General features: G+C 72.3%; 19 protein-coding genes and 3 pseudogenes. 15 read left to right on the top strand and 7 right to left on the bottom strand.

The features are described from left to right. Positions 1-73 precede the first annotated feature (73 nt). The 9 genes and pseudogenes from OG370_RS02715 (at position 74) to OG370_RS02675 (ending at position 8,992) form a co-directional block, all read left to right on the top strand. Positions 74-1,141: a LacI family DNA-binding transcriptional regulator gene (locus OG370_RS02715; protein WP_328460160.1), complete on the top strand. Its 1,068-nt coding sequence runs from the start codon at positions 74-76 to the stop codon at positions 1,139-1,141. A 165-nt stretch (positions 1,142-1,306) separates the two neighbouring features. Further along, complete coding sequence (locus OG370_RS02710; RefSeq protein ID WP_328460158.1) at positions 1,307-1,471, top strand: hypothetical protein; 165 nt, start codon at positions 1,307-1,309, stop codon at positions 1,469-1,471. Then, entirely contained in the window at positions 1,464-2,813 is a 1,350-nt protein-coding gene (locus OG370_RS02705; RefSeq protein WP_328460156.1) for an aminopeptidase P family protein, read from the top strand. The genes OG370_RS02710 and OG370_RS02705 overlap by 8 nt, the downstream gene beginning before the upstream one ends. A 47-nt stretch (positions 2,814-2,860) precedes the next feature. Next, a complete protein-coding gene (locus OG370_RS02700; protein WP_328460154.1) occupies positions 2,861-3,766 on the top strand; it encodes a dihydrodipicolinate synthase family protein in 906 nt (301 codons plus the stop codon). Between the two features lie 268 nt (positions 3,767-4,034). Further along, positions 4,035-5,588, top strand: coding sequence for an aldehyde dehydrogenase (NADP(+)) (locus OG370_RS02695; protein WP_328460152.1), 1,554 nt, complete (start codon positions 4,035-4,037; stop codon positions 5,586-5,588). 352 nt (positions 5,589-5,940) lie between these two features. Then, a pseudogene (locus OG370_RS02690) lies at positions 5,941-6,755 on the top strand (class I SAM-dependent methyltransferase). Between the two features lie 107 nt (positions 6,756-6,862). Beyond that, a pseudogene (locus OG370_RS02685) lies at positions 6,863-6,994 on the top strand (IS5/IS1182 family transposase); the annotation flags it as partial. Between the two features lie 91 nt (positions 6,995-7,085). After that, positions 7,086-7,546, top strand: a pseudogene (locus tag OG370_RS02680) (transposase); the annotation flags it as partial. After that, positions 7,532-8,992 (top strand): MFS transporter, encoded by a 1,461-nt coding sequence (locus tag OG370_RS02675; protein ID WP_328473735.1) that lies wholly within the window; start codon positions 7,532-7,534, stop codon positions 8,990-8,992. The pseudogene OG370_RS02680 and the gene OG370_RS02675, both read left to right, overlap by 15 nt. A 363-nt stretch (positions 8,993-9,355) precedes the next feature. Here OG370_RS02675 and OG370_RS02670 read toward each other — a convergent pair whose 3' ends face one another. Further along, positions 9,356-9,967: an HD domain-containing protein gene (locus OG370_RS02670; RefSeq protein ID WP_328460150.1), complete on the bottom strand. Its 612-nt coding sequence runs from the start codon at positions 9,965-9,967 to the stop codon at positions 9,356-9,358. Positions 9,968-10,212: 245 nt separating this feature from the next. Here OG370_RS02670 and OG370_RS02665 point away from each other — a divergent pair, with 245 nt between their 5' ends. The 4 genes from OG370_RS02665 to OG370_RS02650 all read left to right on the top strand — a co-directional run bounded on the left by OG370_RS02665 (position 10,213) and on the right by OG370_RS02650 (position 13,256). Continuing rightward, on the top strand, positions 10,213-10,440 hold the full coding sequence (locus tag OG370_RS02665) for a hypothetical protein (RefSeq protein WP_328460148.1): 228 nt from the start codon (positions 10,213-10,215) through the stop codon (positions 10,438-10,440). Positions 10,441-10,596: 156 nt separating this feature from the next. Beyond that, on the top strand, positions 10,597-11,061 hold the full coding sequence (locus tag OG370_RS02660; RefSeq protein ID WP_328460146.1) for a BP74-related protein: 465 nt from the start codon (positions 10,597-10,599) through the stop codon (positions 11,059-11,061). Between the two features lie 468 nt (positions 11,062-11,529). Further along, on the top strand, positions 11,530-12,753 hold the full coding sequence (locus OG370_RS02655) for a type III PLP-dependent enzyme (RefSeq protein ID WP_328473733.1): 1,224 nt from the start codon (positions 11,530-11,532) through the stop codon (positions 12,751-12,753). After that, entirely contained in the window at positions 12,750-13,256 is a 507-nt protein-coding gene (locus OG370_RS02650; RefSeq protein ID WP_328460144.1) for a GNAT family N-acetyltransferase, read from the top strand. The genes OG370_RS02655 and OG370_RS02650 overlap by 4 nt, the downstream gene beginning before the upstream one ends. 7 nt (positions 13,257-13,263) lie before the next feature. Here OG370_RS02650 and OG370_RS02645 read toward each other — a convergent pair whose 3' ends face one another. The 6 genes from OG370_RS02645 to OG370_RS02620 all read right to left on the bottom strand — a co-directional run bounded on the left by OG370_RS02645 (position 13,264) and on the right by OG370_RS02620 (position 21,095). Beyond that, positions 13,264-14,604: a glutamine synthetase family protein gene (locus tag OG370_RS02645; protein ID WP_328460142.1), complete on the bottom strand. Its 1,341-nt coding sequence runs from the start codon at positions 14,602-14,604 to the stop codon at positions 13,264-13,266. A gap of 94 nt (positions 14,605-14,698) precedes the next feature. After that, positions 14,699-15,733 carry a 3-oxoacyl-ACP synthase III family protein gene (locus tag OG370_RS02640; protein ID WP_328460140.1) on the bottom strand — a complete coding sequence of 345 codons (1,035 nt, stop codon included), beginning with the start codon at positions 15,731-15,733 and terminating at the stop codon, positions 14,699-14,701. Between the two features lie 99 nt (positions 15,734-15,832). Beyond that, positions 15,833-16,666 (bottom strand): ABC transporter ATP-binding protein, encoded by an 834-nt coding sequence (locus OG370_RS02635; RefSeq protein ID WP_328460138.1) that lies wholly within the window; start codon positions 16,664-16,666, stop codon positions 15,833-15,835. Continuing rightward, positions 16,663-18,528 carry a dipeptide/oligopeptide/nickel ABC transporter permease/ATP-binding protein gene (locus OG370_RS02630; protein WP_328460136.1) on the bottom strand — a complete coding sequence of 622 codons (1,866 nt, stop codon included), beginning with the start codon at positions 18,526-18,528 and terminating at the stop codon, positions 16,663-16,665. Before OG370_RS02630 ends, OG370_RS02635 begins: the two co-directional genes overlap by 4 nt. Before the next feature lie 2 nt (positions 18,529-18,530). Then, positions 18,531-19,499: an ABC transporter permease gene (locus OG370_RS02625; protein ID WP_328460134.1), complete on the bottom strand. Its 969-nt coding sequence runs from the start codon at positions 19,497-19,499 to the stop codon at positions 18,531-18,533. 12 nt (positions 19,500-19,511) lie between these two features. Continuing rightward, positions 19,512-21,095 (bottom strand): ABC transporter substrate-binding protein, encoded by a 1,584-nt coding sequence (locus OG370_RS02620; protein WP_328460132.1) that lies wholly within the window; start codon positions 21,093-21,095, stop codon positions 19,512-19,514. A gap of 518 nt (positions 21,096-21,613) precedes the next feature. On the opposite strand from OG370_RS02620, the gene OG370_RS02615 reads away from it, so the two are divergent. Both OG370_RS02615 and OG370_RS02610 read left to right on the top strand, forming a co-directional pair. Further along, positions 21,614-21,952 carry a DUF5132 domain-containing protein gene (locus OG370_RS02615; RefSeq protein WP_328460130.1) on the top strand — a complete coding sequence of 113 codons (339 nt, stop codon included), beginning with the start codon at positions 21,614-21,616 and terminating at the stop codon, positions 21,950-21,952. 229 nt (positions 21,953-22,181) lie between these two features. After that, complete coding sequence (locus OG370_RS02610; RefSeq protein WP_328460128.1) at positions 22,182-24,440, top strand: ABC transporter ATP-binding protein/permease; 2,259 nt, start codon at positions 22,182-22,184, stop codon at positions 24,438-24,440. The last annotated feature ends 26 nt before the right edge of the window (positions 24,441-24,466 follow it).

Here is a 24,466-nt window from a genome sequence, read left to right as displayed (position 1 = left end):
CCGGTCACCACGGTCACCTCGGTGGGCGGGGCGGCCGGCACGCGGCACCACGACGAGAGGGAACAGGCACCACATGGCGGCAGCACGTCGGCCGGCGGCATCGCGCGCGGGCCGCGGCGCGGTCACCATCGAGGACGTCGCCAAGGCGGCAGGGGTCTCCCGGCAGACCGTGTCGAACGTCCTCAACGCGCCCGCCCGGGTCCGGGCCGGCACCCTGACCCGGGTGCAGGCCGCGATCGAGGAACTCGGCTACCGCCCGGACCAGTCGGCGCGCTCGCTGCGGACCGGCGAGCGCCGCACCCTGGCCTACCTCGCCCCGGTGGACAGCCCCTCGGACCCGAATCCCCTCATGGGCGGCTTCCTCGAGGCGCTGGTCGACGCGGCGGGAGACGAGGGCTACCGCATCCTGCTCTTCCGGCCGTCGCCGGGCACCCTGGACTCGCGTCCCGCGATCGACGAGGTGATCGCGGGCCGCCAGGCCGACGGGTTCCTCCTCGCCGACGTGCTGCGGTCGGACTACCGCGTGGACCATCTGGTTCGGGCGGGGGTGCCGTTCGCCGTCTTCGGGCGTACCGACCCCGGCCTGCCACAGCACTGGGTGGACCTGGACAACAAGAGCGCGATGAGGGCCGTCGCCGCGCACCTGGCGGCGCAGGGCCACCGGCGTGTCGGATACCTGGGCGCCGCCTCCGAACTGCCGTGGACAGCCGACCGCCGCGAGGGGTTCCGCGTCGGGCTGCGCGACCACGGGCTGGAAGGCACCTCGGCCCTGGAACCGCTCGACCCCACCGACCCGGCGGACACGGTGGAGGCCGTCCACGCCTTGCTGCGCAGCTCGCAACGCCCCACGGCGATCGCGGCGGCGAGCGACATGCTCGCCGTCACCGCGTACGAGGCGATCCGTGCGGCGGGGCTGGTGGTCGGGCGGGATGTGGCGGTCGTGGGCTGCCACGACATCCCGCTGTGCCGCATCCTCACCCCTGCCCTCACCTCGGTGCGCCTGCCGCTGCGGACCATCGCGTCCGGCCTGGTGGCCCGGCTCCTGGCGCAGATCCGCGGTGAACGGGCCCCGGGGCAAGGCCTGTTGCTCCCCGGCGAGCTCGTCGTCCGTGCCAGCAGCTCCCGCGTCGTCGAAGCCTGACCACATCCGACACCGAACTGTCGCGGCGACCCCGTTGCTGCGCGCCGGGCCGAGGGCTTATGGTCAGTGCAATGCCACATATCACTGAGCGCTGCATGGACAGCCGCGTCGGCAGTGATCCCGCGGATCGACCCCGGACGGACACCGGAGGCGGGCTGCCACCGCATGAGCGGCGCCCTCACGTACACCGTTCCCGGCATGCGGGTGCGCGCGCGGTTCGTCGAGGTGCCGCTGGACCGGCCCGACCCCGGGCGCGGCACGACGAGCGGGTGTTCACCCGGCTCGGCGAGATGGCGCGCGACGCAGGAGGAGAAGCCGCAGCATGAGTGACCGCAAGATTCCGCGACTGTCCGAAATCCCCGAGTTCACCGCCTACATGGGTGCCCAGTGGGACACCCCCGACCGCACGCCCGCGGTCGTCCCCGGCGCCGTCGAGGCCGCGGCCGCCCACCGGGCCAGGCTCGCGGAGGCGCTGCCCGGCCGGACCGTCGTGATCGCCGCCGGCGAGGCGCCGACCCGCAGCAACGACACCGCCTACGCCTTCCGCCCCGACAGCGACTTCTACTGGCTGACCGGCTGCGCGATCGAGAACGCCGTGGTCGTGGTCCGCGACGGCGACGCCGTCCTCTACATGCCGCTCCCCGCCTACCCCGGAGAGCAGGCGTTCTGGTCGGACGCCCGCTACGGCGAGCTGTGGGTCGGGGCCGCGCCCGGGACCGAGGACTGGGCGCGGGTGCTCGGCATCCAGGTGCGGGCGCTGTCGGCACTGGACGAGCGGCCGGGCCCCGACGAGGAGACCGCCCGGACGCTGGCCTCCTTGCGGATGTACAAGGACGACTGGGAGATCGGGCAGTTGCGGCAGGCGGTCGACCGCACCGTCGAGGGGTTCGCCGAGGTCGTCCGCGAGATCCCCACCGCGATAGCCGGGCGCGGCGAACGCTGGCTGCAGGGCACCTTCGACCGGTTCGCCCACACCTACGGCAACGGACCCGGCTACGCCTCCATCGTCGGCAGCGGCAAGCACGCGCCCACCCTGCACTGGGTGCGCTGCGACGGCCCGGTGCTGCCCGGGGAACTGCTGCTGCTGGACATGGGCGTGGAGGTCGACAGCCACTACACCGCCGACGTGACCCGGACCTTCCCCGCCTCGGGACGCTTCTCTCCGGTACAGCGCCAGGTGCACGACCTGGTGGAGAAGGCGCACCGGGCCGGCCTGGCCGCAGTGGGCCCCGGCCGCCCCTTCGCCGACTTCCACCACGCCGCGATGGAGGTGATCGCGCACGGCCTGGACGACTGGGGCCTGCTGCCGGTCTCCGTGGACGAGGCGCTGTCCGACACCGGCCAGCACCACCGCCGCTACCTGATCTGCGGCATCGGCCACCACCTCGGCCTGGACGTGCACGACTGCGCTCGGGCGGCCCCCGAGGCGTACCAGGGCGCGACCATGGGCGAGGGCATGGTGCTCACCGTCGAGCCAGGGCTGTACTTCCACGCCCACGACCTGACCGTCCCGCCGGAGCTGCGGGGGATCGGCGTGCGCATCGAGGACGACCTCCTCGTCACCGCTCACGGGGTGGAAGTGCTCTCCGACGCGCTGCCGTTGGACGCCGGTGGCCTGGAGGAGTGGATGGCGGGAGCGAGGGGCGGGGCAACTCCTAGCTATGCAGTGTGACATTGCACTGATACTCTCTTGTCACCATCACTTCAAGGAGTCACCGCATGACCAGTCCCGCGACGCCCTGGCGTGGAGTTCACGTTGCCACGCCGCTGCCGTTCCACGCCGACCTGTCGGTGGACTACGACGCCTTCGCGGAGCACGTCCGTTTCCTGGCGGCGGGTGGGTGTGACGGGGTGGCGCCCAACGGTTCGCTGGGCGAGTACCAGACGCTGACCCCGGAGGAGCGGGCCCGTGTCGTGGAGACCGCGGTCGCGGCCGCGCCCGACGGGTTCGGAGTGATGGCCGGGGTCGGTGCGTACGGGGCCCTGGAGGCGCGCCGCTGGGCGGAGCAGGCCGCTCAGGCCGGGGCGACATCGGTGCTGTCGCTGCCGCCGAACACCTACCGGGCGGAGCGGGAGGCGGTGGTGCAGCACTACCGCGAGGTCGCCAAGGCGGGTCTGCCGGTGGTGGCGTACAACAACCCGATCGACACCAAGGTGGATCTCACCCCCGAACTGCTCGCGGAGCTCTTCGACGAGGGCACGATCGTGGGGGTCAAGGAGTTCACCGGTGACGTCCGCCGGGCTTACCGGATCAGCGAGCTGGCGCCGGGCCTGGACATCCTCGTGGGCGCCGACGACGTGCTGCTCGAACTGGGCATGGCCGGCGCGGTCGGCTGGATCGCCGGCTACCCCAACATGATCCCGCGGTCCACCGTCGAGCTCTACCGGCTGGCCACCTCCGGGGACCCGGCCGACCTCGCCCGGGCGCTGCCGGTCTACCGCGATCTGCATCCGCTGCTGCGCTGGGACTCCAGGACGGAGTTCGTGCAGTCGATCAAGCTGTCGATGGACCTGGCGGGGCTGCGCGGCGGCGCGTGCCGGCCGCCGCGGCTGGCGCTGTCCGCGGAGCCGGCGGCACAGGTGACCGCGGAGACCGAGGCGGTCCTCGCCAAGGGCTACCAGTGAGGTGGTCTCGCCGAGCAGGCGCCCGGTGACCGTGGGCATCGCGGCCTGCCTCGACGGGCGCAGGACCGCCGCGCAGGACCTGCGCCCCGCTCGCCGGCCGCACCCCCGCGGTCCCGGTACCCCTCGGCGAACTCGCCGCCACGGCCGAGGACATGACGGCCGCCTGGGCGGCGCGGAGGCAGGCGTGGAGGCGGACGCGGATACCGGCAGGGCCGGCGTCGAGACCGGTGGGACACCCAAGACCAGCGAAACCCGACGAACCGAGACGGTGAGTGACACGGTGACAGAAGTGCTGAGCATCGACCCGCGTACGGGGGAGTCCCGGGGGCCGGTCGCGGTGGAGGCCACCGCGGCGGACGTGGACACCGCTGTGCGTGCCGCTCATGCGGCCCGAAAGGCGCTGGCCGACCACCGGACCCGGGCCCGACTCCTTCGAACCGCAGCGGAGTTGCTGGAGAAGGACGGCGAGGCGGTCATCGCGGCCGCCGAAGCGGAGACGGCGCTCGGCCGGGTCCGGATCACCGGCGAACTCGCCCGCACCTGCTACCAGTTGCGGGCCTTCGCCGAAGCCGTCGAGGACGGCGGCCACCTGGACGTGATCATCGACCACGCGGACCCCGAGGCGCAGCCCGCACCCCGCCCGGACCTGCGCCGCTGCAAGGTGCCGCTCGGCGTGGTCGCGGTCTTCGCCGCGAGCAACTTCCCGCTGGCGTTCAGCGTTCCCGGCGGCGACACCGCGAGCGCGCTGGCCGCCGGCTGCCCCGTCGTCGTCAAGGCGCACCCCGACCACCCGCGGACCAGTGTCCTGTGCGCGCGGGCCCTGCGGGCAGCGGCGGCCGAAGTGGGGCTGCCGGAGGACGTGGTGTCCGTCGTCCACGGATTCGAGGCAGGCCCCGCCCTCGTCCGCCACCCGCTCACCGCGGCTGTCGGATTCACCGGCTCGGTGCGTGGCGGCCGGGCCCTGTTCGACATCGCTGGTGCCCGTCCCCGGCCGATTCCCTTCCACGGCGAACTCGGCAGCCTGAACCCCGTCGTGGTCACCCCGCGGGCCGCACGGACCCGGGCGGAGGAGATCGGCGCCGGGCTGGCCGCCTCGTACACCCAGGGCCTGGGCCAGTTCTGCGTCAAGCCGGGGCTGGTTCTCCTGCCGGCCGGTGCGGACGGCGACGCGGTGGTGCGGGCCGTCATCGCGGCACAGGTGCCGGCCGGCCCCCTGCTCGACCCGCGTATGCGCGAGGCGTTCCTGGCCGGTGCCCGCGCCCGCGCCGCGCTGCCCGGCGTCGAGGAACTCCTGGCTCCGGGCGAGGAGGACACGGGGGACGCGCCCCTGTCCGTGCGCCCGGGCGTGCTGTCGGTGCCGGCGGCCCAATTGACCGAGAGCGCCCCGCACTCCGAACTCCTCGACGAGTGCTTCGGGCCCGTCACCGTGCTGGTCCGTTACCGCTCCACCGCCGAACTGGAGGCCGTACTCGGCATGTTGGAGGGCAACCTCACCGCGTCGATACACCTCGCGGCCGACGAGCGCGACGAGGCGGCCACCGACCTGGTGTCACGGCTGACCGAACTGGCCGGGCGCGTTGTCGTCGACGGCTGGCCCACCGGGGTCACGGTCGCCCCGGCCATGCACCACGGCGGCCCGTACCCGGCCTCGACGAGCAACTCGACGTCGGTGGGTGCCACCGCGACGGAACGCTGGCTTCGTCCGGTCTGCTTCCAGAACACGCCGGACGAGCTGCTGCCCCCGGAGCTGCGCGATGGCAACCCGCTGGGCGTGCCGCGCAGAGTGAACGGCGTGAACGTGGCTTCCCCGGCCGTGAGTTGATCCTCCTGGTCCCACCCGAAGCACGGCAACGACGGTCCCGCGGCAGGGACGCCCAAGGCGAGCGCTCCTGCGATCGGGCCGCAGCCCGCCTCTCCGTGCGGGAACGCGACGGCGACGAACCCACTGCGGCACGCGCCACGATGGCCGTCGGCGCCAGTGGTGGCGAAGCCACCGGACAGGCAACCAGCACCCCCCTCTCCGGCAACGGGAGCACGTTCGGGGGGACCGCGCGGTCCCTACGAGGGGCCGGTCGGCTCCCGCATCAGGCCGGCTCCCCTCATCCGGCCCCTTGGAATCGATCATCTAGGCTGACGCGGTGCCTGTTGAGCAGCAGCGGGTGCAGCCGTCGGGAGTGTGGGCCACGGCGGTCGGGGTGGCCAGGGTGCGGGCGCTGGAGACCGAGCGGGAGAACGCACTGTTCCGCGACCCACTGGCGCAGGCCTTCGCCACCGCCGGCGGCCTGTGGCCCTCCTCGCCTCCGCTGCCCGATGACGAGGCCGCGCGCCGCCGCCGGCTGGCCGTGTCGCTCTCCATCGTCATCAGGATGAAGTTCCTCGACGACCTGTTGCAGCAGGCTTCCGCGTCCGGGGTCCGGCAGGTCGTGCTGCTCGGCGCCGGGATGGACAGCCGGGCCTTCCGGATCGACTGGCCCGAGGGCACCCGGCTGTTCGAGCTCGACACCGCCGCACCACTGGACTTCAAGACGTCGGTGCTGCGCCAGGAGCAGGCCGTCCCGCGCTGCGAGCGGATCACTGTCGCGGCGGATCTGCGTGAGGACTGGCCGGACGCGCTGACCGCCGCAGGGCACGACCCGGCCGCGCCGACCGCGTGGATCGCCGAAGGACTACTGATCTATCTGCCCGAGGACGCGGTGGAGCTACTGCTGGCCCGGATCGACAGGCAGTCGGCGGCAGGCAGTCGGATGGGGCTGACCTTGGGCTCGCGCGGCGTGATCGACCGCTTCGGCGCGGACGCCGCGCCGGGATCGGCGGCGTCCCTGTGGATCTCGGAGATGCCCGACGACCCGGTGGGCTGGCTGGCCGGGCACGGCTGAAGGCCGACAGCCACGCCCTGCGCGAGCGCGCTGCCGCCTACGGCCGCCCGATCAGCACCCCCCCGCAGCGCGAGGAGCGGCCCGGCGGACTGATCTCGGCGGTCCGCCGGTAGAGCGCCTCCCGGTTCCCTGGATGAGCGATTCCAAGGTGGTCTGATGCGTGGAGCCAGCTTGTACGCGGCCGGCCGGTCATGCGCGCACCGACCACCTATGACCACTTAAGATCCACCTTGCCGGCGAAGGCGGCCTCCGCCCTCTGGCACTGCTGATCACTCCTGGTCAGTGGGGCGACAGCCCGCAGCTGATCCCAGTCCTCGAACGCATCCGGGTAAGACCGACCGGCAATAGGCCGCTGTAGGCCCAGGAGATGGGATGGCCGTAGTGCGGTCACGGAGCCGCGCGATCATGGAGTTCTCGACGCTCTGTAATCACGAAGGACGGCCGTGCCCGCGCTGCCATCTTGCCTGATCGAACCTCTATGGGACCAGTTCGCTGCGCTCCCTGCCCGCGCGGGAGGCGTTCGTTGCGGACCACCCGCTGGGCTGTCACCGCCGCCGGATTGCCGACCGGACGGTCTTCGAGCACGTCCTGCTCGCGCTGGTCCACGGCTCCGGCTACGAGCGCATCTCCACTCCCGGATGCTCCGACCGCACCATCCGACGGCGTGTCAAAGAGTGGGCTGAACTCGGAATATCCGAGCAGGTTCACGCCCTCGCCCTGGAAGCCTACGACCGGATGATCGGCCTCGGGCTGAGCGAGATATTGGTGGACGGCTGCATCACCAAGGCCCCGTCCGGTGGCGAGAAGGCAGGGCGGTCACCGGTTGATCGGGGGCAAGCAGGGACTGAAGCGCTCGGTCGCCTCCGATGCCTGTGGCGTCCCGCTCGGCATCGTCTCCAACGGGGGGCTGATTCTGGTGGTGGTGATCGTCGCGGAGCTCATGGATCTCCTGGATGCCTCGATCGTCAACGTCGCCGGACCGGACCTGGAGAAGTCCCTCGGTGCTGGTTCCGTCGGACTGCAATGGGTGATCGGCGGCTACGCCCTCACCCTGGGCGCCGGACTCGTGCTCGGCGGCCGGCTCGGCGACCGCTACGGCCGGCGCCGGATGTTCCTGACGGGACTTGCGGCTTTCACCGCGTGCTCACTGCTATGCGCGGTCGCGCCGAACATCGAGTCGCTGATCGCCTTCCGCCTGCTGCAGGGCGTCGCCGGAGCGATGCTGCTGCCCCAGGGCCTGGGCCTGCTGCGGGAGAACTTCTCCGGCCCTGAACTCGCCAAGGTCTTCGCGATCTTCGGACCCGTCCTCGGCCTCGGCGGCATCATCGGCCCGGTCCTGGGCGGCTTCCTTATCGAGGGTGACTTCTTCGGCCTGGGCTGGCGGTCGGTGTTCTTGGTCAACCTGCCCATCGGCATCGCGGCGCTGATCGTCGCCGCGAGGTTCGTGCCCAAGAAGGCGGGCGACTGCACGGTTCGGGTCGACCTGACCGGCGCCGCCCTGGTCGCGGTGTCCTGTGCTCTGCTGGTGCTGCCGCTCAACCAGGGGCAGGAGGAAGGCTGGCCGCTGTGGACGTGGCTGTCCATGGCCGCCTCGGTGATCGGGTTCGCTCTCTTCGCCCTTCAGCAGCGCCGTACGGCCGCCGCGGGCCGCGGGCCGTTGGTGGCCCCGGGCCTGCTGCGCAAGCCGGCCTTCACCGTCGGGCTCGGCGGCATCGCCCTGTTCTTCGGCGGGCTCATCGGCACCCAGCTCGTGCTGACCCTGTTCCTCCAGATCGGCCGGCACTTCACCGCCGGTGAGGCGGGACTGGGCAACCTGCCCCTCGCGGTGGGAACCGCGATCGGCGGCGCGGTCAGCGGCGCGTTCCTCGCGGACAAGATCGGCCGCAAGGTGCTGCAGATCGGACCGCTGGTCCAGCTGGCCGGCGCGGCCCTGCTGTGGTTCGAGCTCGACGGCCTCGATGCCGCCTCCTTCTCGATCCGGGACATCGTTCCCGGCGTGGCGGTGGCAGGCGTCGGCGCCGGCATGGTGATCGCCGCCCTGTTCAGCTTCATCCTGGCGGCGGTCGACAACGACGAGATCGGGTCCGCCTCCGGTGTCCTGTCCGCGGTCCAGGCTGTCGGCGGTTCCATCGGCGTCGCGGTCTTCGGCTCGGTGTTCCTCGCCCAGGCCAGGACCGACGACTTCATCGGCGGCTTCCACCGCGCGCTGATCGTCCAGGCGTGCCTGCTGGTCGTCTTCCTGGCGATCACCTTCCTGCTGCCGAGGAAGGGACGCCCCGAAGAGGAGCAGCACGGCATTGCCACCGAGCCCGCCACCGGCTCCGACGCGAAGCAGCACCTCGCCGTGTGAAACAGCTGGGGAAGTGCCCACGGAAGCGTTCCCCTCAGCGCCGACGCGGGTCGGCCTGGCAACCTGACCCGACTGCACGCCACGGGAAGAGCCCGGGCGAAGGCCGCTGTTGGATGACGGGGACAGCCCTGAGGCGTGCCGTTGGGCAGGGGTGCGGGTGGCGTTGCCGTAGCGGAGCTGTTGTCGTGGAGCCGGGTGAGGTACCGGTGGACCGGGGGCAAGGGGGAGGTGGCGGCCTGGACAGTCGGTCGGGGCGAGAAACAGGATCGGGTCAACGATCCGACCTTCAGGCACCGCAACGACCTTGTCTCACCCCCTGCGCCCGGGACCGGCGTCACAGGTCGCCGCACGGCTCCCACAGCCTCATGAGGCGGGCGCGAGCAGGCCCTGCGCGATCGCGGCGGCCTTGACCTCCTGGTACAGGGCGGTGAGGCTCTCGCTCACCTGGAGCCGGGGTAGTTGCAGGCGGTCCAGCGCCCCGGCGTCCACGCCCACGTCCTGCCACCCCTGCCCGGTGAGATAGCGCATCAGCGCGGGATTCAGCCGGTCCACACCCCGCACGAGCCGGGCCTCGGGGGTGACGCCCTCCTCGTGCTCCTGCCAGACCCTGAGGAACTCGTCGCTCAGTTCGTCCGGGAGCGCCCCGTACCTGCGTTGGGCGATCTCCTCCTCGATGAGCGCCTTCTTCTCCCGTAGTCGGGCGTTGTCCTGGGTACGCCAGGCCGAGGGGTCTCCCGCCTCGATCTCCACAAGGTCGTGCATGAGACACATCTTGAGCATCTTCTCCAGGTTCAGCCGGTGCCCGCACTCGCGCTCGAACTCGCGGTGCAGGACCCAGCAGACCAGCGCCAGGTGCCATGAGTGCTCGGCCACGCTCTCCTTCCGCAACTGCGTGGCGTTGTTGTGCCGCTCGACCTCCCGGAGCCGGGCGGAAAAGGCGATGAAGTCGAAAACCTCGCGAAGCTCGTCACTCATGCTGTTTGCCTTCCCTGTTACGGCGCTCTGTTTGTCACGATGAAATGTTCCCCGCTGTCCATCCGGGGCGGTCGGAGATCCGTTGGATCATGGGCGCCACTGTGAACAGTCTCCTGCTCTCTGCAGTCGGCCGGGCCGCCCGCGTCCAAGTGCCGTCGTACGGACCGCAAGACCGGACGGACCACGGTCAAGACCGTCTGGACTTCACACCGAGCCCTGGCAAGGCGCACTTTCTTCCGGTCGTCGTGAACATCGGCGTACGCGGCGGGAACCGTCACGATGCCAAGGTCGCCGGCCGCCAGTGGGCGAGGAGTGAGGCGGAGCTGCAGGACCCCGAACTCCCGTACGACGAGCTGGTTCTCGGTTACCTGCAGAACGTCTTCGCGGACCCGCGCGGCGTACGCCCGGCCGCCGGCCGCTCTCCGCCACCCACCTCGGCCACCGGCTGTGCCGCCGACGTCAGCCGCCGCTGATCCCCGCACAGGACTCGCGGCGCCCCGCGCTGCGAGGACGAACGTCCCCCGCGACGCAAACGCCGAGATCACTCTGATCACTCCCAGTTACTGATTCAATGCTCTCAGTAGTCAGTCGTGACGAGCACGACGACCGGGAACGAGGAGAAACCCCTCATGCGACATGTGTTCACCAAGGCGGCCAGCGTGGCCGCCGTCGGCGTGCTCGCCTTCGCCGTGGCACAGCCCTCTCAGGCCAGCACCCCCCAGCAGGGGCCGGTCCGCGCGGCCGCAGCGGGCCCTGCCTACTTCGAGATGACCGACATCACGCGGGCCACCTTCGTCGTCAAGCTGACGAACAGTGAGGAAATCGAGCACGCCCGCGAGCTCGTCAGCGGCGAAACCACCGACCAGCCCCACCTGCTCACGCGGATCATCCCCCGCCCGGCCCCCTACAACCCGCAGTGGAGCTACCAGGCGGACCCCGACCAGACCAGCTTCTTCGACCAGGCCATCGAGGTCTGCGACGCGTCCATCCCCTACGTCGAGGAGCACCTCGACGAGGTCGGCGGACCCTTCCTGCCCGGCCGCATCTGGTGTGACTGGACCTCGCGCCTGGTCAGGGAAATCCCCGCACCGTAGGTGACCGCCCGCGGGTGCCGATGCCCACCCCTCACGACACCCGCGTCGCCCCGAAGGTCTGCTCGGGCCGGCGGTTGACCGCCCGCCCGAGCAGTGAGGCTCTCCCGCCCGCCGCCGGCGGCCGAACGCGTCCGCTTCAGGGCTGCGGCGGGCCTTGGCCGCGTAGGAGGTGCAAGGGGCGATGCTGATGCCGTGCTCGGCCGGCACGTGCAGATCGGCTCGACGGAACAAGGAGTGCGGCCGGGGGTGAATTCGGGGCAGATGTCATAACCGACCTTTGGACTTCCTCGTTTCCTCGCATGGGTGCCAGCGGGTCTTCGGCATCGATCATCCAGTCGTATGGGGAGTTCGCACGTGAGGCCTCAGGCCACCGACACGCGTCAGATCGCCGAACCGCGCCGGACGGCCGGTCGTGGCAGAACCGGCCCAAGCACCCTGACCACGTCGGCCACGGTGCACGCGTCCAGCGTGTCCCTCCCCGGCCAGTACGATCCCCCCGGCCGCCATGGCCGACCCGCTCTGCGGGCCGCGCTCGCTGCCGCCGTCGAGGATGCCATCATCTACGACCTGGACGGCATCGGGCGCCAGTACACCGCCCTGTGTGCCGAACTGCCGGGAGTCGCGGTCCGCTTCGCGATGAAGGCCTGCTCGGTGGACGAGGTACTCGACCACCTCGCCCGGCTCGGGTCCGGCTTCGACGCGGCCGGCCCGCAGGAGATCGCGCAGGCACTGCGCACCGGGGTGGCCCCCGAACTGATCCACTACGGCAACACCGTCAAGTCCGACCGAAATATCGCCGAGGCGTACCGGCTCGGCGTGCGCGACTTCGCGACCGACAGCCTGGAGGACGTCGCCGCGATCGCCGAACACGCCCCCGGCTCCCGGGTGTTCTGCCGGATCGCGACCACCGGCGACGGCGCGCTGTGGGGCCTGAGCCACAAGTTCGGCTGCTCGCCCGAGGATGCCCTGCGGGTACTCGGTGCCGCCCGGGCCGCCGGGCTGGTGCCCTCGGGTCTGTCGGTGCACGTCGGTTCCCAGCAGATGAAGGCCGAAGCCTGGGTCGAGGCGTTCGAGACGCTGGCGGCCTTACTGGAGGCGCTCAACCGGCACGGCATCGTTCCGGACCGGATCAACCTCGGTGGTGGACTGCCCGCGCTCGGCGTCCTCGATCGGCGCGGCCGGCCGTTGGAACCGCCGCTGGACAAGATGTTCACCGTGATCCGCGAAGGCATGGGGCGGCTGCGCGCTGTCAACTCCACCCCGCCGGACTTCTTGCTGGAGCCCGGCCGCCACCTGGTCGCCGACCACGGTGCGATCCGTGCCCATGTTGCCCGGCTCACCTCCCGCCATCGACTCGACGGCAGCCGTGAGGACTGGCTCTACCTCAGCTGCGGGAAGTTCAACGGCCTCTACGAGATGGACCAGTTGCAGTACCGGCTGGAGTTCCCGACCCACCCTGGCGGGCCGTTCGTCGACGCCGTGGTGGCCGGTCCGACCTGCGACAGCGACGACGCGTACGCCCAGGAGGACGGCTGGGTACAGGTCCCGCGCGCGATCGCCTCCGGCGAGCCGGTGTGGGTCCATTCCTGCGGCGCGTACGCCGCCGCCTACGCCACCCAGGGATTCAACGGCTTCGCGCCACTGCCGTACCTCTGCATTGGCGGCCCGGGCCCGGACGGAGGACGCGGGTGAACGGCGCCCGGGTCCGGCCGCTCCGGGAGGAGGACTGGGACGAGGTGGTCGCGCTGGAGGAGCGCGCCTACGCGGCGAGCGGCCTGTCCGAGGGCGAGGATGTCCTGCGCTCCCGGCACCGTGCCTCGCCCTCGACCTGCTTCGTGCTGGAGCACGCGGGCGGCTTCGGCGGTTACCTGCTGGCACTGCCGTACCCGCTCTTCCGATGCCCGGACCTGAGCCTGGCCGAGGAGGGCACGGCAGCACGGGGCAACCTGCACCTGCACGACCTGGTGATCTCCGAGCGGTCGCGCGGCCGGGGCCTGGCCCGCCGGATGCAGCGGCGACTGGAGGAGGCGGGTCGGGCCGGGCGCCACCGGACCCTGTCCCTGGTCGCCGTGCACGGCTCGCAGGGGCTGTGGAGCAGGCTGGGCTACCGCGTCCGCCCCGAGGCCGATCTGCCCGCGGGCTACGGCGCGGCGGCCGTCTACATGACGCAGCCGCTGGACGGGGCCGGGGAGTGAGCGCCGGTCAGTAGCGCCAGCGGGTGGCCTCGATGACGTCCTCGTCGGTGCGGGTGGCGAACAGTTCTGCCTCCGCTCGGCGTACGGCGAGCACCGCCTCGTACAGGTCGCGGCCGAGGGCCTTGCGCAGGAGCGCGGACTTCTCGTAGGCGTCGGTCGCCTCGGACAGGGTGGTCGGGAGGCGGTCGGCGCTGCCGAGGGTGGCGGGGTCGCTGCGGATCTCGGGCGGTAGGGGCAGCCCGGCGTCGAGCCCCGCGAGGCCCGCGGCCAGCACGCCGCCGATCACCAGATACGGGTTGGCGGCGGCGTCGAAGCACTTGAACTCGGCGTTGGCCTGCCCGGCGGAGGAGCCGGTGATCAGGCGCAGCGCCGCCTCACGGTTCTCCAGACCCCAGCAGCGGTAGGCCCCGGCGAACCGGGAGGGAACCAGGCGCAGGTAGGAGGCGGCGCTGGGCGCGCCGAGGGCGAGCAGGGCCGGCAGTTCGGACAGCGCGCCCGCGAGGAAGTGCTCGGCTTCCGGGTGCAGCCCGTGGCGGCCGGGGCCGCCGTGCGCGAGGTTGTGGTCCTGCCGCCAGAGGCTGAGGTGCACATGGCCGCCGTTGCCGAGCACGCCCTCGGAGAAGACGGGCGCGTAGGAGACCCGCAGGCCGTGCCGGGCGGAGACGGCCCGGATGGTGTGGCGCACCAGCATCGCGGTGTCGGCTGCCTCGACCGGTCCCTCGGCGGCGACGGAGACCTCGAACTGCCCGGCGGCGTACTCGGGGTGGAGCTGGAGCACGGCGAGGCCCTGCCGGGTGAGGGCGTTCAGCACCTCCCGCAGGTAGTCGGAGTGCTCGACGAAGCGGGTCATGCCGTACCCGGGCCCGGGCGCCGCGGGGGTCCCGGCGGAGTCGGCCGCCACCCACTCGACCTCGATCCCGGCCTTCACCGAGATCCCGCGCTGTCCGACGGCCTCGGCGGCCCGGCGGGTGAAGCCGCGCTGGCAGCCGGGGTGCGGGGCGCCGCCCTGGGTGTAGCGGTCGGCCGGGGCCCACGCCCAGCCGGGCTGGGCGGCGAGCGGGGTGAGCCGGTCGAGGTCGGGGACGAGCCGCAGGTCACCGGTCGGGCCGCTGCTCGACGGCGTGCTGGTGAAGGAGTCGTCGACCAGAGAGAAGTCGAAGCAGGGCGCGGCACCGACACCGTACTCGGCGGCGTGTTCGAGCTGGGCGAGCGGGACGGACTTGACCCGGGTGAGCCCGGCGTTGTCGACCCAGCCGAACACCACCCCGTCGATGCCCTCGGCGGCGAGCTGTGGTGCGGCGGTCCGGGCCTGGGCGGCCCGTTCGGCGCGGGAACGCGTGGTGGTCATGCCGCCCATGCTGGTGGGGGCGGTGGCGGGAACGCCCGGGTTCGGCGGGAGTTCACCCGTCCGGGAAGGACCACGGCGACGAGTTGACGATGCGTCAGGCGTGCCGCATGCAGAGGCTTCCCCACTGGAAGCCCGCGCCGATCCCGGCCAGCACATAGGCGTCCCCCGGGCGCAGGGCGCCTGCGGTGGCGGTGGTGTGCAGCGCGGTGAACAGCCCGGCCGATCCGGTGTTGCCCAGCCGGTCCACGGTGACGGGGGCGCGCTCCGGGGGAACGTCCAGCGCCGCCATGGTCTCGGTGAGGATGTTCAGGTTGGCCTGGTGCAGGAAGAAATGGCGGACCTGGTCGATCGGCACGCCGGCACGGTGGGCGGCGCTGGTGATGCTCTCGGGCAGGCGGGTGGTCGCGGTGTTCCAGACGGCGCGGCCGTCCATGGACAGGTAGTGCTCTCCGGCGGCGACGGTGGCGGTGCCGGCGGGCAGCCGGGAGCCTCCGGCGGGGACCTGGACACCGTAGGACAGCTGGGAGCCGAGGCTGTAGGAGAGCAGGCCCGCTCCGGGGGTCTCGGAGCGGCTGAGGACGACGGCTGCCGCGGCGTCGCCGAAGAAGACGCCGGTGGTGCGGTCGGTGGGGTCGGCGAGCCTGGAGGCGCAGTCGGCCGCGAGGAGGAGGACGGTGGTGATGGAGGGGTTCTGCAGGAGGTGGGCGGCGATCAGCATGGCCTGGATGCCGGAGGCGCAGGCGGCTTGGGTGACGTCCAGGGCCAGGGCGCGGTGCGCGCCGAGGGCGTCCTTGACGATCAGCGCGGTCGACACGATCGGCTGGTCCCAGGTGTAGGTGGCGACGATGACCGCGTCCAGTCGGGTGGGCTCGATGCCGGCGGCGTCGAGGGCCGGGTGGGCTGCGGCGACGCACATGTCGGAGGTCGCCAGATGCGGTGCCAGCCGGCGGCGTTCGCGGATGCCGGTGCGGCTGGTGATCCATTCGTCGCTGGTGTCCAGGGTGCGGGTGAGCTGCTGGTTGGTGACGACCTCCGGGGGCAGGTGCATCCCGGTCCCGGCGATGGAGAACGGTACGGACAGGCCGACACCGGTCTGGTGGAACAGGGTCTGGTCCAGGGCGACGGTCATGCCACGCCCCGTTCCGGCCTGGTCGGTGCACCTCGACGAACTCCCATGTTCGTTCCTTTCGATAGCGGTTCGTGACTGGCGGGGTGCCGCCGGGGACGATCACCCGGGCTCCGGCGGACACCGCGCCCGGGTGCCCTCCGGTGATGACGTCCTCTGCGCGGGTGGTGACGCGCGCAGGGACGGCACGGAGGCGAGCAGCGTTCGGGTGTAGGGGTGCCGTGGAGTGCGCAGGATCGTCCCGGTGGGGGCGGTCTCGACGATCCGGCCGTGCCGCATGACCGCCACGACGTCGGAGACGTGGCAGACCGCCGGCAGGTTGTGGCCGATGAAGAGCACGGACAGCCCGAGCCGTCGCTGGAGGTCGCGGATCGTGTTGAGGACGGAGGCCTGTACCGAGACGTCGAGCGCCGAGGTGATCTCGTCGGCGATCAGCAGGCCGGGCTCGACGGCCAGGGCACGGGCGAGGGCGACCCGCTGGCGCTGGCCGCCGGACAGTTGCCGCGGCAGGCGGTCGGCGAGCCGGGGGTCCAGGCCGACGAGGCCGAGCAGCTCGGTGACGCGCTCGGCGCGGGCGGCCCGGTCGAGTCGGCGGAAGACGGTGGCTGCTTCGACGAGCGCCTGACGGGCCGTCATCCGGGGGTCGAGCGCGGTGTCCGGGTCCTGGAGGACGACCTGGACGAGGCGGCCGAGCCGGCGCCGGTCGCGGACGGTGCGGGTGCGGACCTCCCGGCCGTCGACCAGGACCCGGCCGCTGTGTGCGGGGACGAGGCCGACGATCGCGCGGGCCAGGCTGGATTTCCCCGAGCCGGACTCGCCCACGAGGCCGAGCGTGGTGCCGGACGGGATCTCCAGCGTGACACCGTCCACGGCGGCGGGGCGGACGCGGGGGCCGGGGTGGCGGACGGTGAGGTCGGTGACCTGAAGGGTGGTCATGACGCGGTCACCTGCTCGGGGATCGCCGCGAGCGGTACAGGATGCCAGCAGGCGACCCGGTGGACGGCATCGAGGTCCTCCAGCGGTGGGGCCTGCTCGGCGCAGTGGTCCCGGCGGCGCGGGCAGCGGGGTTCGAACGGGCATCCCGGTGCGGGCGCGAGCGGGTCGGGCGGTGCCCCCTCGATCGTCCGCAGCGGCCGGCCGCGGTCGACGGTGAGGTCCGGCACCGAGGCGACCAGGGCCCGCGTGTAGGGGTGCCGGGCGCCGTCGGTGAGGCGGTCGGCGGGCAGCGCCTCGACGATGCCGCCCGCGTACATCACCAGGACCCGTTCGCAGAACTCGCCCACGAGCGCGATGTCGTGGCTGACGAACAGGATCGCGGCGGAGGTGTCCCGCCGGATGTCGGTGAGCAGCCGGGTGATCTGCCGCTGCACGGTGACATCGAGCGCGGTGGTCGGTTCGTCGGCGATGATCAGCCCCGGCCGCACCATCAGCCCGGAGGCGATCATCACGCGCTGACGTTGGCCGCCGGAGAGCTGGTGAGGACGTGAGCGCAGCAGTGCCGGGGACAGGGCGACCCGGCGCAGGGCGTCGGCGGCCTGCGCGGCGGCCCCCGCGCGGCTGGCACCCCGGTGGGCCCGGGGGGCCTCGGTGAGCTGGGTGGCGATCCGCAGCGACGGGTTGAGCGCGGAGGCCGGGTTCTGGAAGATCATCGCCAGGCCCGTCGCGAGGTGCCGGTCCCGCTCCTTGGGTGTCAGGGCGGCGAGGTCGGCTCCGAGCAGGCGCAGGGTGCGCCGCGACACGCGCGCGCCGTACGGGAGCAGGTCGGCGATGGCCAGTGCGGTGAGCGACTTGCCCGAGCCCGACTCACCGACGAGCCCGAGGGCCTCGCCGGGCCGCACCGAGAAGCTCACGCCGCGCACCGGCCGGACCGGGCCGTCAGGGGTGGGGAGTTCGATGGTGAGGTCCTCGACCTGGAGGACCAGCCCGTCCTCGGCGGGGCTGCTCGGGGCGGGCGTCGGCGCGGGTGTGCGCGCGGCCGGGTCGCGCCGGGCGACGCTCCCGGCCAGGACCTCGCCGAGCAGCTGGAAGGCCAGGGCCGCGTAGAGGACGGCCAGGCCCGGGGCCAGCGCGGGCAGCGGGTCCGCGTAGATCCGGTCGAGCCCCTGGCTGAGCAGCAGCCCCCAGTCGTAGCCGGGCGGTTGGACGCCCAGGCCGAGGAAGCTCAGCCCGGAGAGTGCGACCAGGGCGGTGCCCGTCGCCGTGGTGGTGCTCAGCAGCAGCGGCTCCGCGATGTTGGGCAGGACGTGCCGCCACAGCAGCCGGTGGCGGCGCAGGCCGAGGACCCGGGCCGCGGCCAGGTGGTCGGTGCCCGCGACGCCGGCGGCGAGGGTCTGGGCGAGCCGGGCGAATCCGGGGACGCCCGCGGCCGCGAGGGCCAGTACCGCCCCGGCGGCGCCCGCGCCGAACACGACCGCGAGGAACATCGCGACGAGGAGCGCCGGGAAGGCGAGCAGGAGGTTGATCAGCCCGGCGGTCAGCCGGCGGCCGCGCCGGCCGAGGACGGCGGTGCAGGCCCCGAGGAGGACTCCCGAGCTCGCGCCGAGCAGGACCGCCGCCAGCGCGAGCAGCAGGGAGGGCCGGGTGGCCGTCAGGACCCGGGCGAGCAGGTCCCGGCCGAGACCGTCGGTGCCGAACGGGTGACCCGCGGAGGGCCCCTGGAGTACGGCCGAGGGGTCGGGGCGGTCGGCTGCCGCGCCCCAGACCAGCGGGCCGACCAGTGCGAGAGCGAGGAGTGACGCCATCATGACCGCGGTGGTCCAGGCCATGGGCGAGCGCCGGAATCCGGACGGAAGGTGCATGGTCACATCTCCCGGATCGCCGAACGGGGATCGAGCACGGCGAGCAGCACGTCGACGACGAGGCCGGCGAGCAGCAGGGTGGTGCCGAGCACCAGCACCATCGCCTGGACCACCGGGTAGTCCTGCGCGATCACGGACTGGGCCATGGCGGAGCCGATGCCGGGCCAGGCGAAGACCTTCTCGACCAGCACGGTGCCGGCGATCAGGGCGGGCAGCAGGCTGCCGGCGACGGTGAGTGCGGCGGTTGCCGTGTTCGGTGCCGCGTGCCGCAGGTAGCAACGTGCGGGAGACAGCCGTTTGCTCCGGGCGGTGCGCAGGTAGTCCTCGTTCAGCACCTTGAGTGCCTCGACCCGGACGATGCGCAGCAGGATGGCGGTGGGGGCGAGGGAGAGCGCGAGGACGGGTAGGACGAAGGACTCGACGCCCGCAGCTCCGGCCACCGGGAACAGCCGGAGGCCGACGGCCAGCAGCGCGGTGAGTCCTGCGGCCAGCACGAAGTCCGGCACCGCGGCCACACCGGCGGTGACCGCGGTGAACGCCAGATCGGTGCGCGGGCGGCGGCCGTCGCGGGTGCGGACCGCGGCCAGCAGGCCGCCGGGCAGGGCGACGGCGAGGGTGGTCAGGAAGGCGAGACCGGCGATCTCCAAGGTGGCCGGCAGCCGGGTACGGACCAGCTCCGCGACCGGGGTTCCGGTGACCAGCGAGGTGCCGAGGTCGCCGTGCAGCAGACCGCAGAGGTAGTGCCGGTACTGGGACAGGAAGGGTGCGTCGAGCCCGAGGGTGTGCCGGCGGGCGGCCACCAGGTCGGGGGCGGCGTCGACGCCGAGCGCGGCCCGGACCGGATCGCCGGGGACGAGGCGGATCATCGAGAACGACGCGGTGAGCACGACCGCGAGGGAGACGAGCAGCCGGAGCGTACGGCGGCCGAGGAACGCTGCCCAGGGGTGCCGCATCAGCTGGGGTAAGGACATGGTGGGTCCCGGTCACTGGTGGAGGCGGATGCTGGTGGGAATGAGCTGGCCGCCGAAGGAGGTGGCGAAGGTGGTGCGGTAGCCGTACACGCTGCTCCGGCCGTCGGCGATCGGCAGTGCGTCGGCGGAGCGGAAGAGCGCGGCGGCGGCCCGGTTCCAGGTGCCGCAGCCCGTCGTGTCGGTCTCGCGGAGGGCTCGGGCGACCAGGGCGTCGTACTCGGGGTCGGTCACGCCCGCGAAGTTGAGGCCCTGGGCGGTGGTGGGGCCGGAGAAGAAGGGGACGAAGCCGACCGGCAGGGCGAACCCTGGGGTGCTGCCGACCACCACGTCGAAGTCGGCACTGCCGTACATGGCGTTGACGAGGGCGGGCAGGCTCTCGGTGACCTGCTCGACGTCCGCGCCGAGCGCCGTCCACTCCCGGGCCATCAGCTCGGCGACGGACGGCAGGGTGGGGCCGAGGTCGGGGCTGGTGATCAGGCGGAGCCGCAGGGGGCGGCCGTCCTTGGTCAGCGGGCCGTCGCCGGAGCGGGTCCAGCCGGCGGCCCGGAGGGCCTCCGCCGCGTTCTGGGAGGGCAGGTTGGCGTCCGCGACGTCGGCGTGGCAGAGCGAGCCCTCGGCGCCGAAGTCGGTCGCGGGTCTGCCGCGGCCGCCGACGGCGACGTCGGCGAGCCCCCGGCGGTCGAGGGCGGAGACCATGGCGCGGCGAAGTGCCCTGTCGGCGAGGGGTCGGCCGGGCCGCTGGTTGAAGAAGGTCAGCCCGACCACGGTCGCGATGTCGGTGGTGGACAGACCGTGGCCGGTGAGCCGGGCGCGGTCCGGCCCGGTCACGTCGGCGATCTCGATGCCCCCGGTGAGCAGGAGGTTCGCGGCGGTGGAGGCCTGGGGCACCACCGAGATGACGATGTGTGCGGGGATGCCGGGCGCAGCGGTGGTCGCCCCGGCCGGCCCCCAGGAGTATCCGCCGCGGACGGTGAACTCGTAGGGCCCGCCCGGGGTGTAGCGGGTCAGCACGTAGGGGCCGGTGCCCTGGGTGGCGCGTGCCAGCGAGGCGGGCCGGTCGAGCCCGGCGGGGCAGACGATCGGCAGCTGCCCGATGGTGCGGGTGAGGAACGGGAAGGGGGCCGCGGCGGTTGTCGACACCGTCCTGGTCCTGTCGTCGGCGCGCGCGGTGAACGGGACGTTCGGGAGGACGGTCCGGGCGCCGGCGAGCTGGCGGGCCGGGTCGCCCGCGTAGGTGAGTGCCCGGGCCACCGCCGAGGCGGTGAGGGGAGTGCCGTCGGAGCAGGTGATGCCCGGACGGAGGACGAAGGTGGCCGTGGTGGCCGTGGCACGCCATGAGGAGGCCAGACCGGTGACCATGGTGCCGTCGGGGGCGAGGTTCACCAGTGAGTCATAGGCGTAACGGGCCTGGGAGGCGCCGAAGGAGGAGTACGGGTCGAAACTCGGCGTCTCGCTGGACTCCGCGATCCTGACGGTTCCGTGGTCCACCAGGGGAGTGGTCGTCGAGGAGGCGGCACCGTCGCCGCAGCCACCCAGCGAGACGGCCGAGGCGATGAGGACAGTCGCCAGGACGACCGCCGGGGTGCGTCGGGGCATGGCGTCATGGTGTCACCGGGGCTCGGTCGCGGTGTGTCAACTGCCCTTTGCGACAAGTGCGTTCGAACGTCCCCAACCCGCCTGGCCACTGGTCGGGAGCCGCTCGGGGTGACTGGGGCGGGTGGTCCTGATTCACCTTTACGAGGAGCTGCGGGGCGGGCTGTTCCATTGCTGAGCGGGCTGCGTGGTTCGTGCGGAACTGGCGGAATTAATGGAGAAAGGATAATCCGATGATCGCTTTCCTTGGTGTTTTGGTGTTCGGCGGTTCAGGTCACGCGGTCAGGGAATGAACACTCGCATGAGTGAACTCGGAGGTAGCCATTTGGTCCAAGGGAGCGCGGCTCCACTACGGTGATCGTGGGATCGGATGGCGCGTTCCGGTGTCCGGGAATCCGAACTTGTGGAGCGAATCCCGGACACCGAGCTGGAATGCTTCTCTTCACCCGGCTGCGCACTGCTCCGGAGTTCGCCATGCCCGGGTTCCCTGTCATACGTATACGTGGAGAGGATGGAGCATCATGCCGCCCGTAGTACCGCCCTTCCTGGTAGGTCTCATCGTCGCGCCGCTGGCCAAGCGCCTGCTCAGGCCGCTGGTGAGCGGAGTCGTCAAGACGTCCGTCGGCATCGCGATGGAGGTGAAGAAGGCGGCCCACGAGGTCGGGGAGAACATCAACGACCTCGCCGCCGAGGTGACCGCAGACGTGGTGGCCGCCCAGATTTCCGCCGGTGACACCGGAGCGCGCTCCGGTGTCACCCCGCCCGTCGCCGCGCGCGTCCCCATGGACGAGCCCGTCGGCCACGCCGAAGGGAGCTCAAGGGCCCCGAAGCCGCGCGCGAGTGCCGGAAAGGCGCACTGACGGTCCATCGGGACCCGCGGCCGCCGCCGGGCGCGCATGTCGATCGATTCGGCGGAACGCATCGGGCGGCGGCCGTCCGCCGGCAGTTCGGCTGCTGAAACCCGCCGTTCAGAATTTCCCACTCCGTCGCCGTATTCCGTCGTGTCCGTGACGGTATTCCGTGACCCCGCGAACAGGTGATTTCGTACACATGCCATCGCTACTGGGTGCCGCACCCGGATTCCGATCCGTGGAATCGGGCGCGAGCCCGCGCTCGGTCACGCCGGGCCGCCAGCGCTGGGACGTCAAGCTGGTGCGCGGACGGCCCCGGACGGCCCAGATCCTCGCCGCCGCGCTGAGCCGCGTTCCCGGGATCACCGAAGCCCAGGCCAACCCGGTCACCGGCGGCGTGCTCGTCCGGCACGATGCGCGGATGTGCGCCACGGACGTCGGCCGGATGGTGCGCAGAGCCGTCGCGCTGGTCGCGGAGAAGCCGACCGGAACGGAAGGCGTGCCGCCGGACGGGCCCGCCGTCGAACCGGCCCCGCCGGCGGACTGCGGCCCGGTCGCGCTCCCGGCGCTCGCCGCCGGCGGCGCGGTCGCGGCCGGGATCTCGCTGATCAAGGGGTCAGCGCTGAGGAGGCAGTTGGTGGCGGTGGGCGGTGTGGTCGCGGCGACCGCGGTCGTTCTCCGCAAGGACTGGCACAGAACGGTCGACGCGTCCCGCGACGCGGCCGGGCCGGGTACCGAACGCCACCCCCTGCTGGAGATCGTCGGACCGCATCGGCGCACCCTCTACCGGGCTGCCGCCCTGTCCATCGCGTGCCAGGCCGCGGAGACGGCGCTCGGCACCTTCCTGGGTTGGACCGGCCTGGTCCTCATCAAGGGCGAGGCGGCCCCACTGGTCAGCCTCGGCCTCACCACCGCCTCCGCTCAACTCTGGGGCCTGGCCGGGCTGGTGGCCGCCGCCTGTGCCGCGGTGGCGGGACTGTCGTACGCCTCCAACCTCCAGTGGCGCCGACTCGGCCAGGACATCGAGCACGACTGGCGGAGCCGCACGTACCGACAGGTCCAGCACCTCGAACTGAGGCACCTGGAGGGAGAACGGACCAGCCGGGTGGCCGGTACGCTCACCAACGACGTCGGGCAGTTGGGCGCCTTCTTCGCCGGACCGGCCAACGACGTCCTGCAACTCGGCACCAGCCTGGCCCTCCTGGTGCCGGCGTTCCTCCTGCTGGCGCCGCAGATCGCCTGGATCGCGTTCCTGCCGATCCCGGTCGTCGCCTGGCTGTCGCTGCGTCACCAGGACCAGGCCGCGGCCGGATACGCCGTCACCGGTGAGCGCCGGGCCAGGCTGGGCAGCCAGGTGATCAACTCGCTCGAAGCCGGTGCGACCGTCAAGAGCTTCTGCACCGAGGACTACGAGGCCGAACGCATCGACACGTTGAGCGAAGCGGCCCAGGAGAGCAGCCGGCAGAGCGACCGGAGCACGATCCGCCACGCCGAGACCGTCCGGGCCTGCACCACCGCGTCGATGGCCGGAACCCTGCTGATCGGTGGCCTTTCGGTGCTCAACGGCACCCTGCGCTTCGAGGTGTTCAGCCCGCTGATCGGGCTGCCCCAGATGCTGTTGATGCGGATGAGCCGGCTCGGCGGCATCGCCGACCAGTACCAGCGCACCCTCGCCTCCTACGAGCGGGTCCAGCGGCTGCGCGCCCTGCCCGTCGAGGCCGACGACGGCGACGGGACACTCGACCTCGCCGAGGTGCGGGGCGAACTCGTCCTCGACGGGGTCACCTTCGCCTATCCCGGCCGGCCGGCGGCGCTGGAGGACCTCTCGCTGACCATCCCGGCCGGGCAGGTGACCGCCCTGGTCGGCGCCACCGGCTCCGGCAAGACGACGATCGCCAAGCTGCTGATGCGCTTCCAGGACGTGGAGTCCGGCCGGGTGCTGCTCGACGGACAGGACGTCCGGGACCTGCGCCGTCACGTCCTGCGCCAGACCATCGGCTTCGTCGCCCAGGACCCCTTCCTCTTCGACGGCAGCATCGCCGACAACATCCGCTACGGCACCTTCGGCGCCTCCGACGAGGCAGTGCTCCAGGCCGCCGCCATGGCCGAGGCGCACCCCTTCATCGCGACGTTGCCGGACGGCTACGACACGCTGATCGGCGAACGCGGCGCCGCGCTCTCCGGCGGCCAGCGGCAGCGGATCGCCCTCGCGCGAACGATGCTCAAGGACTCGCCGGTCGTCATCCTCGACGAGGCCACCTCCGCCGTGGACAACGAGACCGAGGCCGCCATCCAGCGCACGCTGCGCAGCTTCGCGGCCGACCGGACGATGATCGTCATCGCCCATCGCCTCTCCACGGTCCGCCACGCCGACCGGATCTATGTCATGGACAAGGGCGGCATCGTCGCCGAACAGGGCACCCACGACGAACTCCTCGCCCAGCACGGACACTACGCATCCCTCTGGCAGATCCAGGCCGGCGAACTCGCCGCCTGACCGCAGAAAGCCGCCCCGCCCGCCGA

This window comes from Streptomyces sp. NBC_00448, from assembly GCF_036014115.1.
Taxonomy (GTDB): domain Bacteria; phylum Actinomycetota; class Actinomycetes; order Streptomycetales; family Streptomycetaceae; genus Actinacidiphila.
This window is presented reverse-complemented; position numbering and strand designations above follow the sequence as displayed.

Coding starts and splice junctions, on each gene's coding strand:
- OG370_RS02715 (WP_328460160.1), top strand. CDS start 74: ATGGCGGCAGCACGTCGGCCGGCGGCATCGCGCGCGGGCCGCGGCGCG.
- OG370_RS02710 (WP_328460158.1), top strand. CDS start 1,307: ATGAGCGGCGCCCTCACGTACACCGTTCCCGGCATGCGGGTGCGCGCG.
- OG370_RS02705 (WP_328460156.1), top strand. CDS start 1,464: ATGAGTGACCGCAAGATTCCGCGACTGTCCGAAATCCCCGAGTTCACC.
- OG370_RS02700 (WP_328460154.1), top strand. CDS start 2,861: ATGACCAGTCCCGCGACGCCCTGGCGTGGAGTTCACGTTGCCACGCCG.
- OG370_RS02670 (WP_328460150.1), bottom strand. CDS start 9,967: ATGAGTGACGAGCTTCGCGAGGTTTTCGACTTCATCGCCTTTTCCGCC.
- OG370_RS02660 (WP_328460146.1), top strand. CDS start 10,597: ATGCGACATGTGTTCACCAAGGCGGCCAGCGTGGCCGCCGTCGGCGTG.
- OG370_RS02645 (WP_328460142.1), bottom strand. CDS start 14,604: ATGACCACCACGCGTTCCCGCGCCGAACGGGCCGCCCAGGCCCGGACC.
- OG370_RS02640 (WP_328460140.1), bottom strand. CDS start 15,733: ATGACCGTCGCCCTGGACCAGACCCTGTTCCACCAGACCGGTGTCGGC.
- OG370_RS02635 (WP_328460138.1), bottom strand. CDS start 16,666: ATGACCACCCTTCAGGTCACCGACCTCACCGTCCGCCACCCCGGCCCC.
- OG370_RS02630 (WP_328460136.1), bottom strand. CDS start 18,528: ATGCACCTTCCGTCCGGATTCCGGCGCTCGCCCATGGCCTGGACCACC.
- OG370_RS02625 (WP_328460134.1), bottom strand. CDS start 19,499: ATGTCCTTACCCCAGCTGATGCGGCACCCCTGGGCAGCGTTCCTCGGC.
- OG370_RS02620 (WP_328460132.1), bottom strand. CDS start 21,095: ATGCCCCGACGCACCCCGGCGGTCGTCCTGGCGACTGTCCTCATCGCC.
- OG370_RS02615 (WP_328460130.1), top strand. CDS start 21,614: ATGCCGCCCGTAGTACCGCCCTTCCTGGTAGGTCTCATCGTCGCGCCG.